This window comes from Stenotrophomonas sp. 220_Sma (assembly GCF_056487375.1).
This window is the reverse complement of record NZ_CM151348.1, coordinates 2,541,722-2,561,988: the sequence shown is the minus strand read 5'-3', so window position 1 is coordinate 2,561,988 and position 20,267 is coordinate 2,541,722. Positions and strand designations below refer to the sequence as shown.

Sequence of the window (20,267 nt, the reverse complement as noted above, 5' to 3'; positions counted from 1 at the left end):
GCAGAAGCGTTGAGAGGTCGCCAGCGCAAATCCGCAATCTCATTCCATGCGACGGCCGACCGTATTCTTCCGGCCATGCATTCACCCTCCAGCCCTCCCGATTTCATGACCGCTACCCGGCCCTCCGGCTGGGTGCAGAGCGGTGACCGCTGGGACCTGTGGTGGAACGGCCGCTGTGTGGCCAACGTCGTGCCGCATGCCGTGCTCGGCGTCCGCCTGTTCCTCGCCGCGCGGAAATCACCCCAGCCCAAGGTCGTGGCCGCCGTGAATGCTCGCCAGGCCAAGCGCTACGCCGAGCGATGGTGTGCCGCCCGGCTCTGCCCGCAGTTGCGGTTGCGCGATGCGGTGGCGCGGCTGTTGGATGCCGGTACTCCACCACCTTCCGCGCTCACGCGGGAGCAGCGGCAGCAGGCCCGCCGCCTGGCCGAGGCCGGGGCGGGAGAGATGGGGCGGATCAAGGCGGCGCTTGCGCTGAGACGGACCCCTGCGATGTCGCGAGCGCAGGAGCAGGCACGCCCGCTACCCAGATAGAACCTCGGCCACGTGGTCCTGCGCGCATCTATAATGCCGCCCCCGGCCCCGATCACTTGCTGATCAAGGCACCTGCCGGGTCTACCTGCGGCATCCATCTGGAGTTGATCAAGAATGCAGACGTTCACGGAAGAATGGATTGGCGCCCTGCGGCGCGTCGCACTCTGTGCGGGACTGGCTGCCCTGGCCTGCAGCACGCCTGCGCTTGGCAATGACAACGCAGCCGAGCGGGATCGCGTGATGGCTGCGGCGAAGACCGGCAACGCGGAAGCCCAGAATGAACTTGGGGACAGGTATCTGCGCGGCGCAGGCGTCGACAGGGACGCAGCGAAGGCAGCGGACTGGTACCGCAAGGCGGCCGATCAGGGCTATGCGCCGGCACAGTCCATGCTGGGTGTGCTGTATCTGCGAGGCAATGGCGTGCCGAAGGATTCCGCTCAGGCCCTGCACTGGGTACGCAAGGCTGCCGATCAGGGCAATGCGGACGCACAGTCCGATCTCGGGATCATGTACCTGCAGGGCCTGGGCCCGCAGCAGGATGATGCCCAAGCTGTCCTGTGGCTCCGCCGAGCCGCTGAACTCGGCTCGCCGGCCGGGCAGTACAGCCTTGCCAATCTCTATCAGAAGGGACGCGCCGGCCTCACGAAAGACGAGGCCCAGGCCATGCAGTGGTATGCCAGGGCAGCCGTGCAGGAGCTCGGCCTAGCGGGAGTCAAGGAGGCCCGTCTGGAGCTGTGCCTGAATCGCAAGGAGAACGAGGTGTGGTGTGCCGAGATGGACACGCCCGGCGCGTTTGGCCCGGTTGAAGCATTCACAGCGGCTGCCGATGGCGGTGATGTGGAGGCGCAGACCAGGCTCGCCCTGATGTATGCCAAGGGTATCAGCGTACAGAAGGATGAGGCCCGATCCGCCGACCTGTATCGCAAGGCGGCAATGGCGGGCTACGCGCCTGCACAGGCCGAGCTGGGATACCTGTACTCCATCGGGCGCGGGGTGCCCAAGGACCAGGAAGAGGATATCTACTGGACCTGTGAGGCTGCAGCGCAGGGAAACCGCAGGGCGATCCGCAATCTGGCCATCAAGCAGACCTACGATCTGTTCGATCCGAAGGAGTGCCCCGAGCGGCGCGCGCGCAAGCGCTGAGTGCCGATGCGTCCGGACCCCGCACAGAGGTCCGGACGCAGATCGCTTGCAGCGGTTACGCCGAGAGCTCCTCGCGCACGATCCTGGCCCCTTCGCTGAGCGCACGCAGCTTGCCCCGTGCCACGTCACGGGCCAGCGGCGCCATGCCGCAGTTGGTGCTCGGGTAGAGCTTGTCGGCGTCCACGAACTGCAGCGCCTTGCGCAGGGTGTTGGCCACTTCCTCAGCCGTCTCCACCGTGCTGGAGGCCACGTCGATGGCGCCCACCATCACCTTCTTGCCGCGCACCAGCTCGATCAGATCGATCGGCACGTGCGAGTTGTGGCATTCCAGCGAGATGATGTCGAGGTTGGAGGTCTGCAGCTTCGGGAACGACTCTTCATACTGGCGCCATTCCGAGCCCAGCGTCTGCTTCCAGTCGGTGTTGGCCTTGATGCCGTAGCCGTAGCAGATGTGCACGGCAGTCTCGCACTTCAGCCCTTCGATCGCGCGCTCCAGTGCGGCCACGCCCCAGTCGTTCACTTCGTCGAAGAACACGTTGAAGGCGGGCTCGTCGAACTGGATGATGTCGACGCCAGCGGCTTCCAGCTCCCTCGCTTCCTCGTTGAGGATCTTCGCGAATTCCCAGGCCAGCTTCTCTCGGCTCTTGTAGTGCGCGTCGTACAGGGTGTCGATCATGGTCATCGGGCCGGGCAGGGCCCACTTGATCGGTTGCGTGGTCTGCCGGCGCAGGAACTTCGCATCCTCCACGAACACCGGCTTGGGCCGGCTCACGGCGCCGACCACGGTCGGCACGCTGGCGTCGTAGCGGTTGCGGATGCGCACGGTTTCGCGCTTCTCGAAATCGACGCCGTTGAGGTGCTCGATGAACGTGGTAACGAAGTGCTGCCGGGTCTGCTCACCGTCGCTGACGATATCGATGCCGGCGTGCTGCTGTTCCTGCAGGGACAGGCGCAGGGCATCCTGCTTGCCTTCGGTCAGTCCTTCATCCTGCAGCTTCCAGGGCGACCAGAGCTTTTCGGGCTCTGCCAGCCAGGAGGGCTTGGGCAGGCTGCCGGCGGTGGAGGTGGGGAGCAGTTTCTTCGTCGACATTGCGTTCTGTGTCCTGGGGCGAATGGAGAATCGGTAAATCAGCGGGCAGCCCACTGCTCAAGCACGGCGCGATACGGCTTGATGAAGTGCTCTTCGGTGAATTTGCCCTGCTTGACCGCCAGCTGGCTGCGCTCTTCGCGGTCGTAGACGATGCGGGTGGAGGAGTAGTCCTGGTGCTTCAGGCTGGGCTGGTAGACCTTGCCGGCCACGGAATTGGCGTTGTAGATCTCCGGCCGGTAGATCTTCTGGAATGCCTCCATCGTGCTGATGGTGCCGATCAGTTCCAGGTTCGAGTAATCGCCCAGCAGGTCGCCCTGGAAGTAGAACGCCAGCGGCGCGACGCTGCCCGGCGGCATGAAATAGCGCACCTGCAGGCCCATCTTGTCGAAGTACTGGTCGGTGGGGGAGAACTCGCCTTGCCGGTACTCCACGCCCAGGATGGGATGGTGGTTCTCGGTACGATGGTAGGTCTTGCTGCTGGAAACGCTGATGCAGATCACCGGCGCCTTGCTGAAATTGGCGCGGTAGGCGTCCGATTCCAGAAAGTGCTGGAACAGTTTGCCGTGAAGATCACCGAAGCCTTCCGGAATGCCGAAGGTCGCCTTTCCCTCGTTGCTGGCCGGCAGTACCACGCTGAAATCGTAGTCACGCACATAGGACGAGAAGTTGTTGCCGACGATGCCCTCGGTGCGAGCGCCGGTACGCGTGTCGACAATGGTCGGGCGCAACACCTCGATCAGCGGGAACGGATCGCTGCCATCGGCTCCATCGATGTGCATCTCCACCGAGATGATGTCCAGCTCAACGGCGTAGCGGTCCGCGCTCGGGTTGTCCCAGTGCGCCAGGTCGTTGAAGCGGTTGTTGATCATGCTGATCGTGTTGCGCAGGTTTTCCTGGCGGGATGCGCCACGGGCCAGGTTGGCGAAGTTGGTGGTGATGCGCGTGCCGTCAGCGGGCTGGTAGTCCTCGTTGAAGGGGATGCGCGTGATGCTGAAAGTGAAGGTGTCGGTCGTCATGGGCGGCGTTCCGGGTTGCGGGGGTGACATCCGAATGCTGGTCGCAGGCATTCGGCATTCAGAGGACTGCAGCGGCCTCGGCGGCAGCGGGCGCTGCACGATGGGACAGCGCAAGCAGGGGCAGCGCCCGCTGCACCGCCAGCCGTGCACGCTGGATCAGGGCGTCGTTGTGCACGCGGCCCTCGGCGAAATCGCGGTCGGTGGCGTACACGCCCAGGGGCAGGGTGCGGGCCTGGAAGAAACTGAAGAGTGGCCGCAGCTGGTGGTCGATCACCAGCGCGTGGCGCTCACTGCCGCCGGTGGCGGCGAGCAGGATCGGGGTGTCGACCAGTGCGTCCTGGTGGATGAAATCGAAGAAGTGCTTGAACAGGCCGGTGTACGAACCGCGGTAGACCGGCGTGGCCACCACCAGCACGTCCGCCTGTTCAACGGCCACCAGCTGCTGCTCCACGCTGGCCGGCAGTTGCGAGCGCCACAGCGCGCCGGCCAGTTGCGGCGCCAGCTCGCCCAGCTCGATCAGGTGCGGTTCGCAGGCAACGTCCTCGCCGATCAGGTCCAGCAGGTGCTCGGCCAGGGTTGCAGCCCTGGAGGGGCGCTGCAGTCCGCCGGAGACGGCGACGATACGGAGGGGGCGGGTCATCTGTTCGCTTTCAGCAGGGGAGGGAGCTCCTTCGGGCGATCTGCGGGGGCGCAGCCCTGCAGGCCGGCGAGGTGACCGGGCTGGCAGGCAACCGAAGGCATGACCCGATCCTAGTCATGCCCTTCCATGACGTAAAATGGTATTACTTCACTAATCCATGAGCGGGATTCATCGTCATGCTGGAGCGGATCCACCTCAGCATCGTGCAGCAGGTCGAGCAGCAGGGCTCGTTGACCGCCGCCGCAGGCGTACTCAACCTGACCCAGTCAGCCCTGAGCCACAGCATGAAGAAGCTGGAACAGCAGCTGGGCACCGATGTCTGGCTGCGCGAAGGCCGCAGCCTGCGCCTGACCCAGGCCGGGCAGTACCTGCTGGCGGTGGCCAATCGCGTGCTGCCGCAGCTGGACCTGGCCGAAGAGCGACTGGGCCAGTTCGCACAGGGCGAGCGCGGTGCACTGCGCATCGGCATGGAATGCCATCCCTGCTACCAGTGGCTGCTGAAGATCGTCTCGCCGTACCTGGCCGCCTGGCCGGACGTGGATGTGGACGTCAAGCAGAAGTTCCAGTTCGGCGGTATCGGCGCGCTGTTCGGCTACGAGATCGATCTGCTGGTCACGCCCGATCCGCTGCTGAAGCCGGGCCTGAAGTTCGTGCCCGTGTTCGACTACGAGCAGGTGCTGGTGGTGGCCAAGGACCATGCACTGGCCAAGGTGGACCACGTAAAGCCGCGCCAGCTCGGCCAGGAAGTGCTGATCAGCTACCCGGTACCGTTCGAGCGCCTGGATATCTACAACCAGTTCCTGCTGCCGGCCGGCATCACGCCGCGGCGCCACAAGGCCATTGAAACCACCGACATCATGATGCAGATGGTGGCCAGCGGCCGTGGTGTGGCCGCGATGCCGCGCTGGCTGGTGGAGGAGTACGCGGCGCGCATGGACGTGGTGCCGGTGCGCCTGGGGGCGAAGGGCATTCCCAAGCAGATCTACCTGGGTGCGCGTGAGGCCGATACCGGCATCGACTATCTGCAGGCCTTCGTCGAACTGGCCCGGAACAGCACGCCGATCGCCGGCAATGCAGGCGGAGCCCGTTGATGCCCGCACCTGGATCGCAGCGGGCGGAAGCCTTCATCAACGCGTTTTCTCTGGAAGTGAGCGCGAAGGCCATGCCGGCACTACGCGCGGAAGTGGATCGCATCGCTCCGGGAACGACGATCTCGATCCCTTACCTGGCGAGCGAGGACGACGACGCCCGGCTGGCGGCCGCGCGCACGGTGCGCGAACTCGGCTTCGAGCCGATGCCGCATCTCTCTGCCCGCCGCATCGGGTCGCGTGCGGCGCTTGAGCGGTTCCTGGAACGCGCCGCCAGCGAAGCGGGGGTAGAGAAGTGCCTGCTGATCGCCGGTGATCTTTCCGCGCCCGCAGGGCCGTTTGCCGACAGTACTTCGATCATCGAGACTGGCCTTCTTGAACGTTGCGGCATCAAGGTTGTTGCCATGGGCGGGCATCCGGAAGGGCATCCGGTGATGAACGCCGAGGACCGTTGGCGCGTGCTGGAGCGTAAGTGCCAGGCCATCGAGGCGCGGGGCATGGCACCGCTGATCATCACTCAGTTCGGCTTCGATGCGGACATCGTGCTGGCTTGGCTGGATGCGCTGCGGGCCCGTGGCATCACCGTTCCGGTGCTGGTCGGCGTGCCGGGGCCGGCCAGCATTGCGCGGTTGGCCCGCTACGCCGCGATGTGCGGCGTGAGTGCCAGTGCATCGATGCTGGCGCGGTATGGCATCTCGATCGGCCGGCTGCTCGGCACGGCGGGGCCAGAGGTGTTTGTGGATCGCCTATTGAGTGGGCTGACAGACGCCCATGGTCCGGTCAGTCCGCATTTCTTCCCGTTCGGCGGCATTGCCCCATCACTGGACTGGATCGAGCGGTACCGGCGGCGCACGTCGGCCGCCAGCGTCTGATGATCTATCGATGATCGCGTGGCCGGGCCCTTCAGCCCGGCAGTTCGCACTTCATCTTGCCATCTACGTAGTACGGCTTGGGTACGTTCGGGTTCTCGCCGGTCTTCTCGAAGACCACCTCGAACGACGCCGCATCGGGCGAGCCCTTGCGGTCGGTGCACGCGTCCTGCAGCTTCTTCTTGACCGCCGCGATGCCCGCATCGCGATTGGCACCGTCGGCGCTGTTGGTCAGGTTCACGGTCTCGGCGGAGGCCAGCGGGCTCAGGACCAACAGGCAGCCGGTCAACATCAGGGTGTGCAGTCTGGTCATGCCGCGTACCTCATGGGTCTCCAATGATGCTCCAGCATAGAGCGGGGCTGTTAACGGCCTGTGGCCGCCCCGGCTTCGGGGCAGGTTCACCCGCATTCGTCGTCGAACACGGGAGTCTGGTCGGATGCCTCCCCTTGGCCCGGCGTGTTCGGCTAGGCTGCAGCGACTGACCGCAAGGATGAAGGCCCCCATGATCCGCTGGCTGTTTCTGGCGCTTGCCGCGCTGCCGCTCGCTGCCGGAGCCGTGGTCATCCGCCACGACGTGGACGATGCCCGCTACCGGATCGAGGGATCAGAATTCCCCGCCCTGGCCGACATGCCGGGTGAAGGGCAGGGCATTCTGATCGCCCCACAGTGGGTGCTGACGGCAGCGCATGCCGCGCCGATGGAAGGGATGGGGCAGACCATCGCCATCAACGGCAGGGACTACGGCGTGGAGCGCGTGTTCGTGCACCCCGGCTACAGGAGAATGCCCGACGCATTGGGAAAGGAGGCGCTGGCGACGGGAAGCCCGGCGAAGATCCACGCGTTCCTGGCCGGGTCGGATGACATTGCATTGATCCGGCTCGCCACCCCGGTGAACGATGTGCAGCCCGTAGCACTCTATCGCGGCAGCGCCGAGGTCACGCAGGTCGCCGCCTTGATCGGAAAGGGCGCCACTGGCAATGGGGCGATTGGGCTGGTGCCGGGTGGGCCGCATCGCACATCGCTGCGGCGGGCATACAACGCGATTACCGGCGGCAATGATCGCTATCTCTGGTATCGGTTCGATGCCCCGCCACAGGGCCTGCCGCTTGAAGGTGTGCTCGGTAACGGGGACAGCGGCGGCCCATTGCTGATCAAGGATCACGGCGTCTGGCAGCTGGTGGGGCTGGGCTCCTGGATCACCGCCGTTCCCGAGCATGCCCTTGAGGCCGGCTTCTACGGGCAGGTGGTGCACAACGTTCGGGTATCGCGCTATGTGGGTTGGATCGAGAGCGTCCTGAGTGCGCCCGATTACCGCCCAGTAACCCCCGAAGACTGACAGCTGTCACTGGTTGCAACCCGGGCGGAAGCGAATAGTGGGCGCCAAGGCGAGGGCACCTCGCCACCACCCACCAAGGCGACCGCTCATGAACATGCTCCAGCAACTCATCTCGCAGACGCCGATCTGGGTCTGGCTGCTCCTGGCGTTCCTGGTCACGCGTGGCATCGCCGCCATGAAGCCGGGTGAGACTTCGTTGCAGAAGCTGGCGATCGTGCCCGTCCTGTTCGCCGTGTGGGGCGCATGGTCGATCAGTCATCGCTTCGGCGCCTCGCTGACCGCCTGGGGCGAGTGGTTGGTCGGCATCGGCACCGGGGCAGCACTGGGATGGCTGCTGCTGGGCCACGTGAAGCTGACCCTGGATGGCGCTACCGGAAAGCTCTGGCGCAACGCGGACTTCAGCCTGCTGCCGCTGCTGCTGATCACCTTCCTGGTGAAGTACGGCTTCGAAGTCGCATTTGCGGTGTCGCCGTCGCTGACCGCCAACGCCGGCTTCAGCGCCGCCTACCTGCTGCTGGCAGGCGGATTCACCGGCCTCTTCATCGGCAAGTACTGCCGCTATCTGGCTTCGCTGCGACTGGATGCGGCGGCTAAGGGCCTGGAGACCGCAGGCTGAATTCGCGGCGGCGTGACACGTCACATTAATACCCCCCCTCACTGCCCGTTCGATTCGTTGGCGCACGATGCCAGCGAACTTCGACCGCCCCGGAACGTAAGCGCACTGACAACGGCCAAGGCACAGGCACAAGCGCCCGCGTAAACCATGGCCAGTCGGTAGCCGAAAAGCAGCGACTGATGCGCTACGTCAAGGGACACTGCCTGGCCAGTGGCCGCCAACTCATCCAGGTGCGCAGTACCTGCGGACAATCCCTCCGCAAGCGACCGCAGATGCGAAGGGTCACCGCCGGGCAGGTTCGTTTCAAGTGCGTAGTAGGTACCTTTCACCAGAATCAACCCCACCACCGCGATGTTGATGGCCAGGCTGATGAATCTGGCGCTGGTGTCCATGCCGGATGCCATGCCGGCGCGATCGCTGGGCACGGAACTGGTCGTCGTGTTGGTGACGGGCGTATTGATCACGCCCAGGCCCGAGCCCGCAAGAATGCAGCCTGGCAGCAGGGTCAACCAGCTCGCGTTTTCCGCGCCTGCACCGATCGCCATCATGAGCATCCCGCCGCCCATGGCAAACATCCCAGCGGGGATCACGCGCTCAGGCCCGAAGCGCACAGCGAGACGCTCGCCGTAAGGCGGCAGCAGCAGCGACGGCAATGTGTATGCCAGGACAGACAGGCCGGTCGCGATGCTTGAGTAGCCAAGTCCGTGCTGGAAGAACAGTGGCAGGTACACCATCAGTGGCCAGAAGCTGAAGTTCATGCCCATCGAGCCCAGCAATGCGCCCGAGAAGCGCCGGTTGCCGAAGATGGAAAAATCGAACATCGGGTCCGGCACCCTGCGCTCGACCGCGATGAATACCGCCAGGCTGATGACGGCAACCAGAGCGGCCGCCATGGAAGAGGCGCTTGCAAGGCCTGCAGGAATGCCCTGGGTGATGTACCAGGTGAAGGAAAAGACGGCCACTGACAGCGAGACGATTCCTGCAAGGTCCAGTTTCCGCTGGCTTGGCGCCCACGATTCCCGGATGCCCAGAACGGCGAGAGCCGTCGCGCCCACTGCCAGGGGCGCATGCACCAGGAACACCCAGCTCCAGCTGCTGATGACAACAACACCAGCACCAATGACCGGCCCGAAACCCAGCCCTATGCCAAAGACCACGCCCCAGATGCCAAAGGCCTTGGCGCGCTGTGCGGAGTCACTGAACTGATGGGAAAGCACTGTAAACACGCAGACCAGCATTGCGCCTCCCGCCGCACCCTGCAGTGATCGAGCCACGATCAACGCCGTTCCGCTTCGAGCAAGGCCGCAGGCCAGGGATGTGATGCCGAACAGCAACAGGCTGATCACGAAGATGCGCTTGCGCCCGTACCGATCCGCCAGAGCGCCAGCCGCCATCAGCACCGTCGTGCAGGCGAGGGTGTAGGCATTCATGATCCACTGCAGGCCGCTGAAGCTGCTGCCAAGCTCTGTCTCCAGAATCGGCAGGATGACTGGCACGCTGGAGATTTCCAGCCCGAACATCAGGGAAGCCAAGCACGCCGCAGAAAGCGTCAGGCGGTCTCGAGCAGCAGGTGAAAGGGAAGTCATGGGTCTCCTCAGGCAGGTCCGGGATCTGGCGCACTGCCGGGGCGACTGCAGCTGCGCGTTTCAAGTGAGCGGCCATCTTGGAGGGACTTCCATGATGATAAAAATGATTTGATTTAATAGAATTGATCAATCTTCATCATGGATTGCCCCGGTGTTCTTTGACCCCGACCTGCTGCGCGCCTTTGTCGCCGTCGTAGAGACCGGCGGCTTCACCAAGGCGGGTGAGCGCATGAACCTCAGCCAGTCCGCCATCAGCCACCAGATCCGGAAGCTGGAAGAGCAGGCGGGCAGCGCCTTGCTGAAACGGACCACGAGAAGCGTGACTCTCACCGAAGACGGCGAAGACTTCCTGCGACATGCCAAGCAGATTCTTGCTGCCCAGAGCCTGCTGGTTCGCCGGTTCCAGAGGGCTCCCGTTACCGGGGCAGTGCGCCTGGGTGTGCCGGAGACCTATGCCGGCGACCGGCTGACCGCAATGCTGTCGCGCTTCTCCCGCAGGTTCCCCGCGGTGCGGCTGGATGTAGCCGTGGAGTCCTATGGGGCGCTGAACGAACAGATACAGGCGGGAACACTCGACCTGGCGGTGAACCTGTTCCTGAGGGAGGACGTTGAGTGGCCGGTTCTGAGGCGGACACGTTTCGTCTGGGCCATCGGTTCGGGATTTGAGCACGAACCGGAAAAGACGCTGCCACTCGCACTCGCGCCCAGCCCGTGCATGCATCGCGACGTGTGCATCGGAGCACTTGCTGAAGCCGGCCTGGAATGGCGCGTCACCTTTACCTCGGCGAACCAGCAGGGCCTGCGATCGGCTGCGAAGTCCGGGCTCGCCATCACTGTCGCTCTTCAGGATGACATCCAGGATGGCCTGATGATTGCGGGCAGTGGACTGGGCCTTCCTGTGCTCCCCGCAGCGAGCTTCCGGCTGATGCGCAGTGCAGCCGTGCGGACGCCTGCGATCGAAGCGTTGGAGGAACAATTGCTTCGCGCAGGCGATGGCGCGTGTTCGGTCCGCGCACTCGGCGCGGTGGGCTGAAGCGCAGCGACTGGACAGTACGTTTCGTAACGGGCGGTAACGGATATCCGCGTGCGCTGGACGGGTTGATCCCCGCACGACCTGGATTCGCCTTCGCATTACGGCAAGAGCGGGCCAGGGGAGTTCCAATTGCAAATGACTCTCACTACACTTGCGGCATCCCACCCCTTCCGTCGCCTATGGCGGCCAGAACTCCGGCTCCCAACGTGAATTCCCCGCGCCACCTGTGCAGACCGCAGGCATTTGCCCTGAGGGTGATGTGTCCACGCTAGGCCGGGGCACGGGCAGCAACGCGGAACAGGCCTCCTCCACAGAGCCGGGCATTCCGGAAGACGCCTTGCCAACGGGCGGGAACCTCCTTGCGAAAGCCTATGCCCGCTGGCGCGGACCCATCCTCCGTGGTCTTGCGCGCGTCAGAGGTGCGGACGGTGAGGACGCCCTGCACGACGGTGCGGTGAAGTGGATTGCGGCATGCCCTGCACTGGAATCCTGCGATCAGCAGGGCGCCTACCTTCGCCGGACGGTGATGAACACCGTGGCCGACGAATACCGCGAGCATCATGCTGGGCGACGCCTTCAGACCTTGCCGCTGGCAGACGCGGAGGAGGCTGGCCACGCCATGGCCAGCGATGAATCACAGTGCCCGTTGCAGTTCAGCGCCCAGCGGCAGCGCCTGGAACGCCTTCGAGAGGCACTGGCCGAGCTGCCGGAACGTCAACGCGAAGCCTTCGTGCTCTGCCGCTTCGATGGGCTGACCCAGGAGGACGTGGCCGCTCGCATGCAGATCTCCCGCCGCATGGTGGTCAAACACCTGTCGCGAGCGGTTGCCTACTGCGAAGTGCGGGTACGCTATGCGTCTCTGGCACAGATGCAGGAGCTGCATCGCCCGACCAAGGCGGGCGAGGCGTTGGCGCCTGCCATCGATGCTGATTTTCCCTGCCGATGACCGATCTCCCTTCTCCCGCAGGTTCCGACCCGTTTGCCCTGCATGAGGCGGCGGCCGCGTGGCTGGTACGGCGGCAGGATGCGGACTGGCAACCGAAGGACGAGGCGGCCCTGCAGCACTGGCTGGCCGGGAGCGAAGCACATCGACAGGCGTTCGCCGATGTGACCAGAACCTGGCACGACCTGGGCCAGCTGCCACGCCCCGTACTGGCCTCGGACGCGCATGCGGTGATCACCCCAGCAGTACCTGCACCTGCCGCTCTACGGCGGGGCAGGGCGGCGCGGCGTGCACGCTCGTGGCGCCTGCCACGCGTTGCGGCGGCTGCGGCCGTGGCGATGCTGGCCTTGGGGTACGTCGGCTACGGTTGGTACGCCGCGCCCAGCTACGTACAGGACGTGGCCACCGGCGCGGGCGAGATACGTGATCTGCAATTGCCGGACGGCTCACGGATTTCGCTCAATGCACGCAGCACGCTGGCCGTGCATTTCTATCGATCCCGCCGTGAAGTGGTGCTCAGCCAGGGCGAGGCGTTCTTCGAGGTCGCCCCGGCGGCCGACCGGCCCTTCACCGTTGATGCCCAGCGCAGCCGGGTGACGGTGGTCGGCACGGCCTTCAATGTGCGCAATGGGCCGGGCGAAGTCGTGGTCAAGGTGCTGCATGGGCACGTGCGGGTGCAGCCGGATCGTGCCGAAGGTGCCTCGCCGGTCAGCCTGCGCGCCGAACAGGGCTTGGCCGTTACCACGCTCACTGCTGCTTATCGCCCCATCGCCGCAAGCGCAGACAGCATTGGCGGTTGGCGCAATGGACGCCTGGTGTTCCGGCGCACGCCGCTGGACGAAGTGGCGCAGGAGGTCGGGCAGTATCTGGGCCATCCCGTCACGTTGGGCCAGCCAGGGCTGAAGTTCCTGCCGGTCTCCGGGTACGCAGCCACCGATGCCCCGGCCACCTTCCTGGAAGCACTGCCGGATCTGTTGCCGGTGCAGGTGACCCGCAATGCCCAGGGCGGCTACCGCATCGACGAACGGCCTGTGACCCGCTGACGCCGGAACGAAAATTTCTTCCGGCGCGGGTTCCCACCCCACCGCCATTTTCCGTTTACCCCAGTGAGGCCAGTAGCGGCCAAGCATGATGGAGCGGTAATGGGGTACATGAAGATCAAGCGCGCACTTGTTGCTGGCGCGTTCTCTACGGGGGTACACGCCAAGCGGCTGCCGTTGCTGGCACTGTGCATTTCCAGCGCGCTGGCAGCGCCGGCCATTGCACAGTCGCAGCCGGCTGCACGCGTGCAGTTCAATATTCCGGCGCAACCGCTGGATGCCGCACTGCGCCGCTTTTCCGAGCAGTCCCGGCAGCAGGTGCTGTTCAGCGAATCGGCGGTGGCGGGCCGTCGCGCCCCGGCCTTGGCCGGCAGTTACACGCCCCAGGAAGCACTGGCGCGCCTGCTGGAGGGCAGTGGCGTGCGTGTCAATGCCACCCGTCCGGGCGTGTTCACCCTGGCGCAGGAAGCAGCAGCGCCTGCGCGCAGCAAGGATGCCCAGACCACCCTGCAGACGGTGAACGTGACCGCCAATGCCCCAAGCGATGGCGCTTACACGGCACGTGAACTGAGCCTGGGCAAGCTGGGGCAGAGCATCCGCCAGACCCCGCAGTCGGTCAGCGTGATCACCCGCCAGCAGCTGGACGATCGCAACCTCACCACGCTGGACGAGGCGCTGGCGCAGACCACGGGTGTGACCAAGACCGCCCGCAACTTCGGCAATCACAAGTTCTCGATCCGCAGCTTCACCGTGGACGACAGCAACTATCTGGTCGATGGCGTGGCCGGCATCGTCTATGCGCCCGTTGGCTGGCTGCCGATCGACACCGCGGTGCTGGAGCGGGTTGAGGTGCTGCGCGGTGCCGGTGGCATGATGCTCGGTGCGGCCGACCCCAGCGGGGCGATCAACATGGTGCGCAAGCGCCCGCGCGACCAGGCCCATCTGGATCTGGCCGCAACCGTGGGCTCGTGGGACAACTACCGCGTCGAGGTGGATGGCGGTGGCCCGCTCAATGCTACCGGCAGCGTGCGCGGCCGACTGGTCGCCGCCTACCAGGACCGCGACTACTTCCAGCGGGGCACCTCATCGAAGACGCCGGTGGCCTATGGAGTGATTGACGCCGACCTGGGTGCGGACACCACGCTGACCTTTGGCCTGCGCCATCAGGCCAGTGACACCGACGGCTACTGGCTGTTCGGCCTGCCGCGCTACACCGATGGCGGTGCGCTGGACATCAAGCGTTCCACCTCGCTCATCCAGGACTGGAACCGGCAGGAGGGCTCCGTCGACGAAACCTTTGCAGAGGCGGAGCACCGCTTCAACGAACGCTGGAAGGCACGCCTGTCGGTGAACCGCACCGAGTCGGACCTGGACCAGCGTGTCGCGGTTCCGCTGGGCGGGGTGGACCGCGCCACCGGCATCGGTTCGCGCTTCTATGACATCTATTTCAACCGCTCGCGCGTGCGCAGTGATGGCATCGACCTGCACACCACCGGCAGTTTCGACGCCTTCGGCCGCAGCCATCAGCTGCTGCTGGGCGCGATGTGGTCGCGCCAGCGTACCCGCCAGAGCTCGGCGGACCTGGCCATCGACGTGCCGATCGATGTCTACGCACCGGACCACAGCGCCATTCCACAGCCCCTCCAGCCCGCGTGGGACTGGTCAGAAAACGCCCGCGCCCAGCAGAGCGGCGTGTACAGCAACCTGCGCCTGCAGCTGGCAGAACCGCTGCACCTCACGCTGGGTGGCCGGCTGAGCTGGGTGAAGTACCAGTCCAGCGATGGCTTCACCGGCGCCAAGAGCCGCGACTACGAACAGAAGCACGAATTCACCCCGTACGCCGGCCTTGTCTACGACCTGGGTCCGCAATGGTCGGTCTATGCCAGCTACGCCGATACCTTCCAGCCGCAGAGCTCGTACGTCACCGCGTCCGGCTCGGTGCTGGATCCGGCCATCGGCGCCAACTACGAGCTGGGCGTGAAGGGTGAGTTGAACGATGGCCGCCTGAATGTCTCCGCCGCAGTGTTCTCCATCCGCAAGACCGGCAACGCCGTGGTGGACGAATCCGACCCGGGCAGCTGCCGTGGCTCGCTGGCGTCGTCCGATTGCTACCGCAATGGCGGCAAGCTGCGCAGCAAGGGCTTTGAGCTGGAGGCCAGCGGCGAACTGGCGCCGGGCTGGCAGATGATGGCGGGCTATACCCACGTCACCAGCCGCGACGATGAGGGCGCGACCATCAGCGCCGAGACGCCCCGCCACCTGCTGCGCCTGTCGACGTCCTACCAGCTGCCGGGCAAGTGGAACGCGTTCTCTGTGGGCGGTGGTGTATCGGCACAGAGCAGCTACTCCTATCCGGCCTACGACGACCCGGACTGGCGCATGGGCGCAGCGGGACGTGCCGTGTGGGACCTGCGCGCCGGCTACCGGATCAATCCGCGCTGGAGCGTAGGCGTCAACGTGGCCAACCTGTTCGACACCCGCTACTACGCGATGATCAGCCAGATCCGCCGCGGCAACTTCTTTGGCGAACCCCGCAATGTGATGCTGACGCTGCGCGGCTCGCTGTGACCTTCCGCAGCCGGCAGGGCAACGGCCTGCCCGCCACGGGGCAGGCATGAAAGCGGGCTTTCGGCAGAGCATGTCGTGGCTGCACACCTGGTGCGGCCTTACCTGTGGCTGGCTGCTGTGCGCGATCTTCCTGACCGGCACGCTCAGCGTGTTCCGTGAGCCGATCACGCGATGGATGGAGGCCGGCCCCGTGCCGGCCTCCTCGCCGGCGGTGGACACGGGAATGCAGGCGGTACGAGCGCAGCACTGGCTGGCTGCAAACGCCGCCGATGCCCGGGAATGGCAGATCCGTTGGCCTGTCCAGCGGGGCTGGCCGCTGGAGCTGTCATGGGAGGATGGCGACGGCACGGGGCACGAACGCTGGGTGGATGCCGGCACCGGCATGCCACAGCCCCCACCTCGTCTTCGGGAAACCGAAGGCGGGCGCCACTTCATGTCCTTCCACTACACCCTGCACGGCGGCATGGCCGGCTATTGGCTGGTCGGCTGGATCACGGCCTGCATGCTGCTGGCGCTGGTGTCCGGCGTGGTGGTGCATAAACGCATCTTCAAGGACTTCTTCACCTTTCGCCCGGGCAAGGGGCAGCGCAGCTGGCTGGATGCGCACAACCTGAGTGCCGTGCTGACCCTGCCGTTCCTGTTCATGATCGGCTACACGGGGCTGACCTTCTTCTACAGCAGCTATCTGCCGTGGCCCGTGCAGGCAGCCTATGGCGATGTCGGTGATGCCTATGCGCGCTACGAAGCCGAGCTGTCGCCAGCGCAGCCGGCTCCGCCAGGCATCCTGGTATCCACCGCGCAACTGCCGGACCTGCAGCACCTGCTGGCACGCGCGCAGGCCATCAGCGGGCAGCCGCCGGCATTGATCGTGATCCAGGCGCCCGGCACCGTGCACAGCGTGGTGGAGGTGATCGGTCGCAAGCCCGAGGGGGGTGCGGACAGGCATCTGCTGACCGAGGCCAGCCGGGCGGCGTTCGATGCTGCCAGCGGCACGCTGCTGCAACAGCATGGCGTACACCCGCATGCGATTGGCGCGGTGCAGGTGCATGAGACGATCGAAGCACTGCACAAGGCCGATTTCGGCGGCTGGCCGATGAAGTGGCTGTACTTCATCAGCGGCCTGCTCGGCACGGCGATGATCGCCATCGGCACGCTGCTGTTCTCGATCAAGCGGCGCAAGCGCAGCGAGCATGAGTTCGGCGCGGCCACGGCGGGCATCTACCGCTGCGTGGAAGCGTTCAACGTCGCCTCGCTGGCTGGGGTGGCGCTGGCAAGCATCGTCTACCTGTATGGCAATCGGTTGCTGCCATTGGAAATCAGCGGTCGCAGTGCGTGGGAAATACGCATTTTTCTTACGGCCTGCGCTGTCTCGGTGGCGCACGCACTGTGGCGCCCACCGCGCCTGGCCTGGATCGAGCAGTTGTGGCTGGCCGCAGCACTGTGCCTGGCACTGCCGCTGGTGAATCTGGCAACCACCGGGCAGGGGCTGCTGATGTATCTGCAGCGGGGCGCATGGCAGCAGGCCGGCGTGGAGCTGGTCGCATTGGCATTCGGGCTGATGCTGGCAAGAATGGCCCTGATGCTGCAGCGCCGTTGGCCCCGGGCGCAGGAGGCGGCGCGCCCTGCCAAGCCTCCGGCCGGGCGGGAAGCGGCCTATCGCTGGCAGGTGGCGAGCCGAGTGCTGGCCGCCTCGCTGGGCGGATACCTGTTCACCGCCGTTACTGCCACGGCACTGGCGTTGTTGTTGCCCGTGCTGGTGGGGGTAAGGACGTCCGTTTCGGTCCTGGCCAGCTCACTGCTGGGGTTCGTGCTGTTCATTGCCGTTGCTGTGGGCGTCTTCAGTGCCCGTAGTGTTGGGCGGGTGTGGCTGAGTCTGCTGGCGGGGAGTGCCCTGATGGGGGTGTGGGTGGTAGTGCTGCAGCGAGGGTAGGGCGGAGGGCGAGGCGCACGAGATCATGCAGGCTGTCACCGTGGCCGCCCTCGCCGAATTCACCTCTCAGCAGCGAGAATGAGCCACTGGGCGCGCCCTGGCGCGCGCCACTCACTGCCTGCAGGATCGTAACGATGTCCAACACCCCCTTTGGTGAATCGTCATGCGCTGCCGCCGCCAGCGGTTGCGTCGAGGTGCGTGGTGCACGCGAGCACAACCTCAAGAATGTCGACGTCTCCATTCCGCGCAATGCACTGGTGGTGTTCTCCGGCGTATCGGGTTCCGGCAAATCATCGCTGGCCTTCGGCACCGTCTTCGCTGAAGCACAGCGGCGCTACTTCGAGTCGGTAGCGCCGTATGCACGCCGCCTGATCGACCAGGCGGGCGTGCCGGATGTAGATGCCATCGACGGGCTGCCGCCGGCAGTGGCCCTGCAGCAACAGCGCGGCGCCAGCAATGCACGTTCATCGGTGGGCAGCGTGACTACGCTGTCCAGCCTGGTGCGCATGATGTACTCGCGTGCCGGTGCGTACCCGGCCAACCAGCCCATGCTGTACGCCGAGGACTTCTCGCCCAACACGCCACAGGGTGCCTGCAGCACCTGCCATGGCCTGGGGCATGTCTACGAAGTGACCGAAGCGCTGATGGTTCCGGACCCCTCGCTGAGCATCCGCGAGCGCGCCATCGCCTCCTGGCCGCCGGCATGGCATGGCCAGAACCTGCGCGACATCCTGGTCACGCTGGGCTACGACATCGACGTGCCGTGGAAGACGCTGCCGAAGAAGGATCGGGACTGGATCCTGTTCACCGAGGAAGCGCCCAGCGTGCCGGTCTATGCCGGTTTCACGCCCGCAGAGACCCGTGCCGCACTCAAGCGCAAGCAGGAGCCCAGCTACATGGGCACCTATACCGGCGCACGCCGCTACGTGCTGCACACCTTTGCCAATACCCAAAGCGCGCTGATGCGCAAGCGCGTTTCGCGCTACATGGAAGGCCGGTTGTGCCCGGCCTGCCACGGAAAACGCCTGAAGCCGGAGGCGCTCTCGGTCACCTTTGCTGGCGTGGATATCGGCGAGTTCATGCGGCTGCCGCTGGATCAGCTGGCGGCGCTGCTGGAGCCCATCGCACAAGGTGATTTCGGCGCGCACAGCAACGGCGCACGTACCCGCAGGAGCGCGACACCCCGCGATCGCGCCCGGCGGGCCGCGAGTGGCCAGGCGACCCATGAGGGCGCTCCGGACGTGCGCCTGACCTCGGCCTTGTCCGAAGAGAAGCGCCTGGCGGCACAACGCTTGGCAGGCGGGGTCATGGCGCGGGTACGCCAATTGCGTGACCTGGGCCTGGGCTATCTCTCGCTGGACCGTGCGACGCCAACCCTGTCGGCCGGCGAACTGCAGCGCCTGCGGCTGGCCACGCAGCTCAGCTCCTTGCTGTTTGGCGTGCTGTACGTGCTCGACGAACCCTCGGCCGGCCTGCATCCGGCCGACAGCCAGGCGCTGTACGACGCGCTTGAGCGCTTGCGCGACGGCGGCAACTCGGTGTTCGTTGTTGAACATGACCTGGAGCTGATGCGCCGCGCGCAGTGGCTGGTGGATGTTGGGCCCGAGGCGGGCGAGCACGGTGGCCAGGTCCTCTACAGTGGCGAGCCCGACGGCCTGCGCCAGATCCAGGATTCGCGCACGGCGCAGTATCTGTTCGACCAGGTGCCGGCGCCTGCCAGCCAACAGCGTAGCGCCAACCGCTGGCTGGAACTGAAGGGCATCCACCGCCACAACCTGCAGGGCGTGGACGCACAGGTGCCGCTGGGGCTGCTGACGGCCGTGACCGGCATTTCCGGCTCCGGCAAGTCCAGCCTGATGGCGCAGGCGCTGCCCGAGCTGTTGCTGCTGCACCTCGGGCATGAGCCTGCGGACGACAACGCCGATAGCGCGCCCACCGACGGCCCGACCGTGATCGAAACGACCCGGGGCACATTGGCGGGCGATGTAGACGCCATCCAGCGGGTGGTGCAGGTCGACCAGAAGCCCATCGGCCGCACGCCACGCTCCAACCTGGCCACCTATACCGGGTTGTTCGATCACGTACGCAAGCTGTTCGCCGCGACACCCGCCGCGCGCCGCCGTCGTTTCGATGCGGGTCGCTTCTCGTTCAACGTGGCCAAGGGCCGGTGCGATACCTGCGAAGGCGAGGGCTTCGTCAGTGTCGAACTGCTGTTCATGCCCAGCGTCTATGCGCCGTGCCCCACCTGCCACGGCGCCCGTTACAACGACGCCACGCTGAACGTGCAATGGAATGACCGCAACATCGCCGAGGTCCTGCAGATGACGGTTGACCAGGCGCATGCGTTCTTCAGCGAGGAAGAGGCCATTGCCCGGCCGCTGCAGTTGCTGCAGGAGATCGGGCTGGGCTACCTGCGGCTCGGCCAACCGGCCACCGAGCTTTCCGGTGGTGAAGCGCAACGCATCAAGCTGGCCACCGAACTGCAGCGCAGCCAACGCGGGCGCACGCTGTACGTGCTGGACGAACCCACCACCGGCCTGCATGCCTCGGACGCAGACAGGTTGCTGGTGCAGCTGCAGCGGCTTGTGGACGCGGGCAATACGGTGGTGATGATCGAGCATGACATGCGCGCGGTTGCACAGGCGGACTGGGTGATTGATGTCGGCCCCGGCGCTGGCGGGGCAGGGGGCACCATCGTCGCGAAGGGAACGCCGCAACAGGTGGCGCGCGCCAAAGGCAGCAGAACGGCGCCGTTCCTTGCCAGGGAGCTGGCTCTTATGTAGAGCCGAGCCATGCTCGGCTGACGAAGAATCCACGCACGTGGCTCCAGCACTGCA

At 65.7% G+C, this 20,267-nt stretch carries 17 protein-coding genes; 12 read left to right on the top strand and 5 right to left on the bottom strand.

The features are described from left to right. Positions 1-9 precede the first annotated feature (9 nt). Positions 10-531, top strand: a complete 522-nt coding sequence (locus tag ACZLIB_RS12025) for a hypothetical protein (protein WP_478467682.1) — start codon at positions 10-12, stop codon at positions 529-531. A 114-nt stretch (positions 532-645) separates the two neighbouring features. Then, a complete protein-coding gene (locus ACZLIB_RS12020) occupies positions 646-1,674 on the top strand; it encodes an SEL1-like repeat protein (protein WP_329810055.1) in 1,029 nt (342 codons plus the stop codon). Positions 1,675-1,729: 55 nt separating this feature from the next. Here the strand turns inward: ACZLIB_RS12020 and ACZLIB_RS12015 are convergent, their stop codons facing one another. The 3 genes from ACZLIB_RS12015 to msuE are packed head-to-tail and all read right to left on the bottom strand — an operon-like array spanning position 1,730 to position 4,420. Then, positions 1,730-2,764: a methionine synthase gene (locus ACZLIB_RS12015; RefSeq protein ID WP_049422263.1), complete on the bottom strand. Its 1,035-nt coding sequence runs from the start codon at positions 2,762-2,764 to the stop codon at positions 1,730-1,732. A gap of 38 nt (positions 2,765-2,802) precedes the next feature. Next, positions 2,803-3,780 (bottom strand): DUF1852 domain-containing protein, encoded by a 978-nt coding sequence (locus tag ACZLIB_RS12010; protein ID WP_478467680.1) that lies wholly within the window; start codon positions 3,778-3,780, stop codon positions 2,803-2,805. Between the two features lie 58 nt (positions 3,781-3,838). Continuing rightward, the gene (msuE, locus tag ACZLIB_RS12005) at positions 3,839-4,420 is read right to left on the bottom strand and encodes an FMN reductase (protein ID WP_049401538.1); all 582 of its coding nucleotides are present in this window, start codon (positions 4,418-4,420) and stop codon (positions 3,839-3,841) included. A 176-nt stretch (positions 4,421-4,596) separates the two neighbouring features. Here msuE and ACZLIB_RS12000 point away from each other — a divergent pair, with 176 nt between their 5' ends. Continuing rightward, on the top strand, positions 4,597-5,511 hold the full coding sequence (locus ACZLIB_RS12000) for a LysR family transcriptional regulator (protein ID WP_049401539.1): 915 nt from the start codon (positions 4,597-4,599) through the stop codon (positions 5,509-5,511). Further along, a complete protein-coding gene (locus tag ACZLIB_RS11995; protein ID WP_049401540.1) occupies positions 5,511-6,380 on the top strand; it encodes a methylenetetrahydrofolate reductase in 870 nt (289 codons plus the stop codon). Before ACZLIB_RS12000 ends, ACZLIB_RS11995 begins: the two co-directional genes overlap by 1 nt. 31 nt (positions 6,381-6,411) lie before the next feature. Here the strand turns inward: ACZLIB_RS11995 and ACZLIB_RS11990 are convergent, their stop codons facing one another. Continuing rightward, positions 6,412-6,690: a hypothetical protein gene (locus ACZLIB_RS11990; RefSeq protein ID WP_478467679.1), complete on the bottom strand. Its 279-nt coding sequence runs from the start codon at positions 6,688-6,690 to the stop codon at positions 6,412-6,414. Between the two features lie 190 nt (positions 6,691-6,880). Between ACZLIB_RS11990 and ACZLIB_RS11985 the strand changes: the two genes are divergently transcribed. After that, entirely contained in the window at positions 6,881-7,714 is an 834-nt protein-coding gene (locus ACZLIB_RS11985; RefSeq protein ID WP_478467678.1) for a S1 family peptidase, read from the top strand. Between the two features lie 88 nt (positions 7,715-7,802). Continuing rightward, on the top strand, positions 7,803-8,330 hold the full coding sequence (locus ACZLIB_RS11980) for a DUF6622 family protein (protein ID WP_478467677.1): 528 nt from the start codon (positions 7,803-7,805) through the stop codon (positions 8,328-8,330). Positions 8,331-8,368: 38 nt separating this feature from the next. Here the strand turns inward: ACZLIB_RS11980 and ACZLIB_RS11975 are convergent, their stop codons facing one another. Further along, on the bottom strand, positions 8,369-9,916 hold the full coding sequence (locus tag ACZLIB_RS11975) for an MFS transporter (RefSeq protein WP_478467675.1): 1,548 nt from the start codon (positions 9,914-9,916) through the stop codon (positions 8,369-8,371). A 151-nt stretch (positions 9,917-10,067) separates the two neighbouring features. Here ACZLIB_RS11975 and ACZLIB_RS11970 point away from each other — a divergent pair, with 151 nt between their 5' ends. From ACZLIB_RS11970 to ACZLIB_RS11945, 6 genes are all read left to right on the top strand, one after another. Then, the gene (locus ACZLIB_RS11970) at positions 10,068-10,949 is read left to right on the top strand and encodes a LysR family transcriptional regulator (protein WP_478467673.1); all 882 of its coding nucleotides are present in this window, start codon (positions 10,068-10,070) and stop codon (positions 10,947-10,949) included. 259 nt (positions 10,950-11,208) lie between these two features. Next, complete coding sequence (locus ACZLIB_RS11965; protein ID WP_478467671.1) at positions 11,209-11,895, top strand: RNA polymerase sigma factor; 687 nt, start codon at positions 11,209-11,211, stop codon at positions 11,893-11,895. Next, positions 11,892-12,935 (top strand): FecR family protein, encoded by a 1,044-nt coding sequence (locus tag ACZLIB_RS11960; protein ID WP_121503298.1) that lies wholly within the window; start codon positions 11,892-11,894, stop codon positions 12,933-12,935. The genes ACZLIB_RS11965 and ACZLIB_RS11960 overlap by 4 nt, the downstream gene beginning before the upstream one ends. A gap of 108 nt (positions 12,936-13,043) precedes the next feature. Continuing rightward, entirely contained in the window at positions 13,044-15,500 is a 2,457-nt protein-coding gene (locus tag ACZLIB_RS11955; protein ID WP_478467669.1) for a TonB-dependent siderophore receptor, read from the top strand. 46 nt (positions 15,501-15,546) lie between these two features. Further along, positions 15,547-17,430 carry a PepSY-associated TM helix domain-containing protein gene (locus ACZLIB_RS11950; RefSeq protein ID WP_478467668.1) on the top strand — a complete coding sequence of 628 codons (1,884 nt, stop codon included), beginning with the start codon at positions 15,547-15,549 and terminating at the stop codon, positions 17,428-17,430. 134 nt (positions 17,431-17,564) lie between these two features. After that, the gene (locus ACZLIB_RS11945; protein ID WP_478467666.1) at positions 17,565-20,213 is read left to right on the top strand and encodes an excinuclease ABC subunit UvrA; all 2,649 of its coding nucleotides are present in this window, start codon (positions 17,565-17,567) and stop codon (positions 20,211-20,213) included. Positions 20,214-20,267 lie beyond the last annotated feature (54 nt).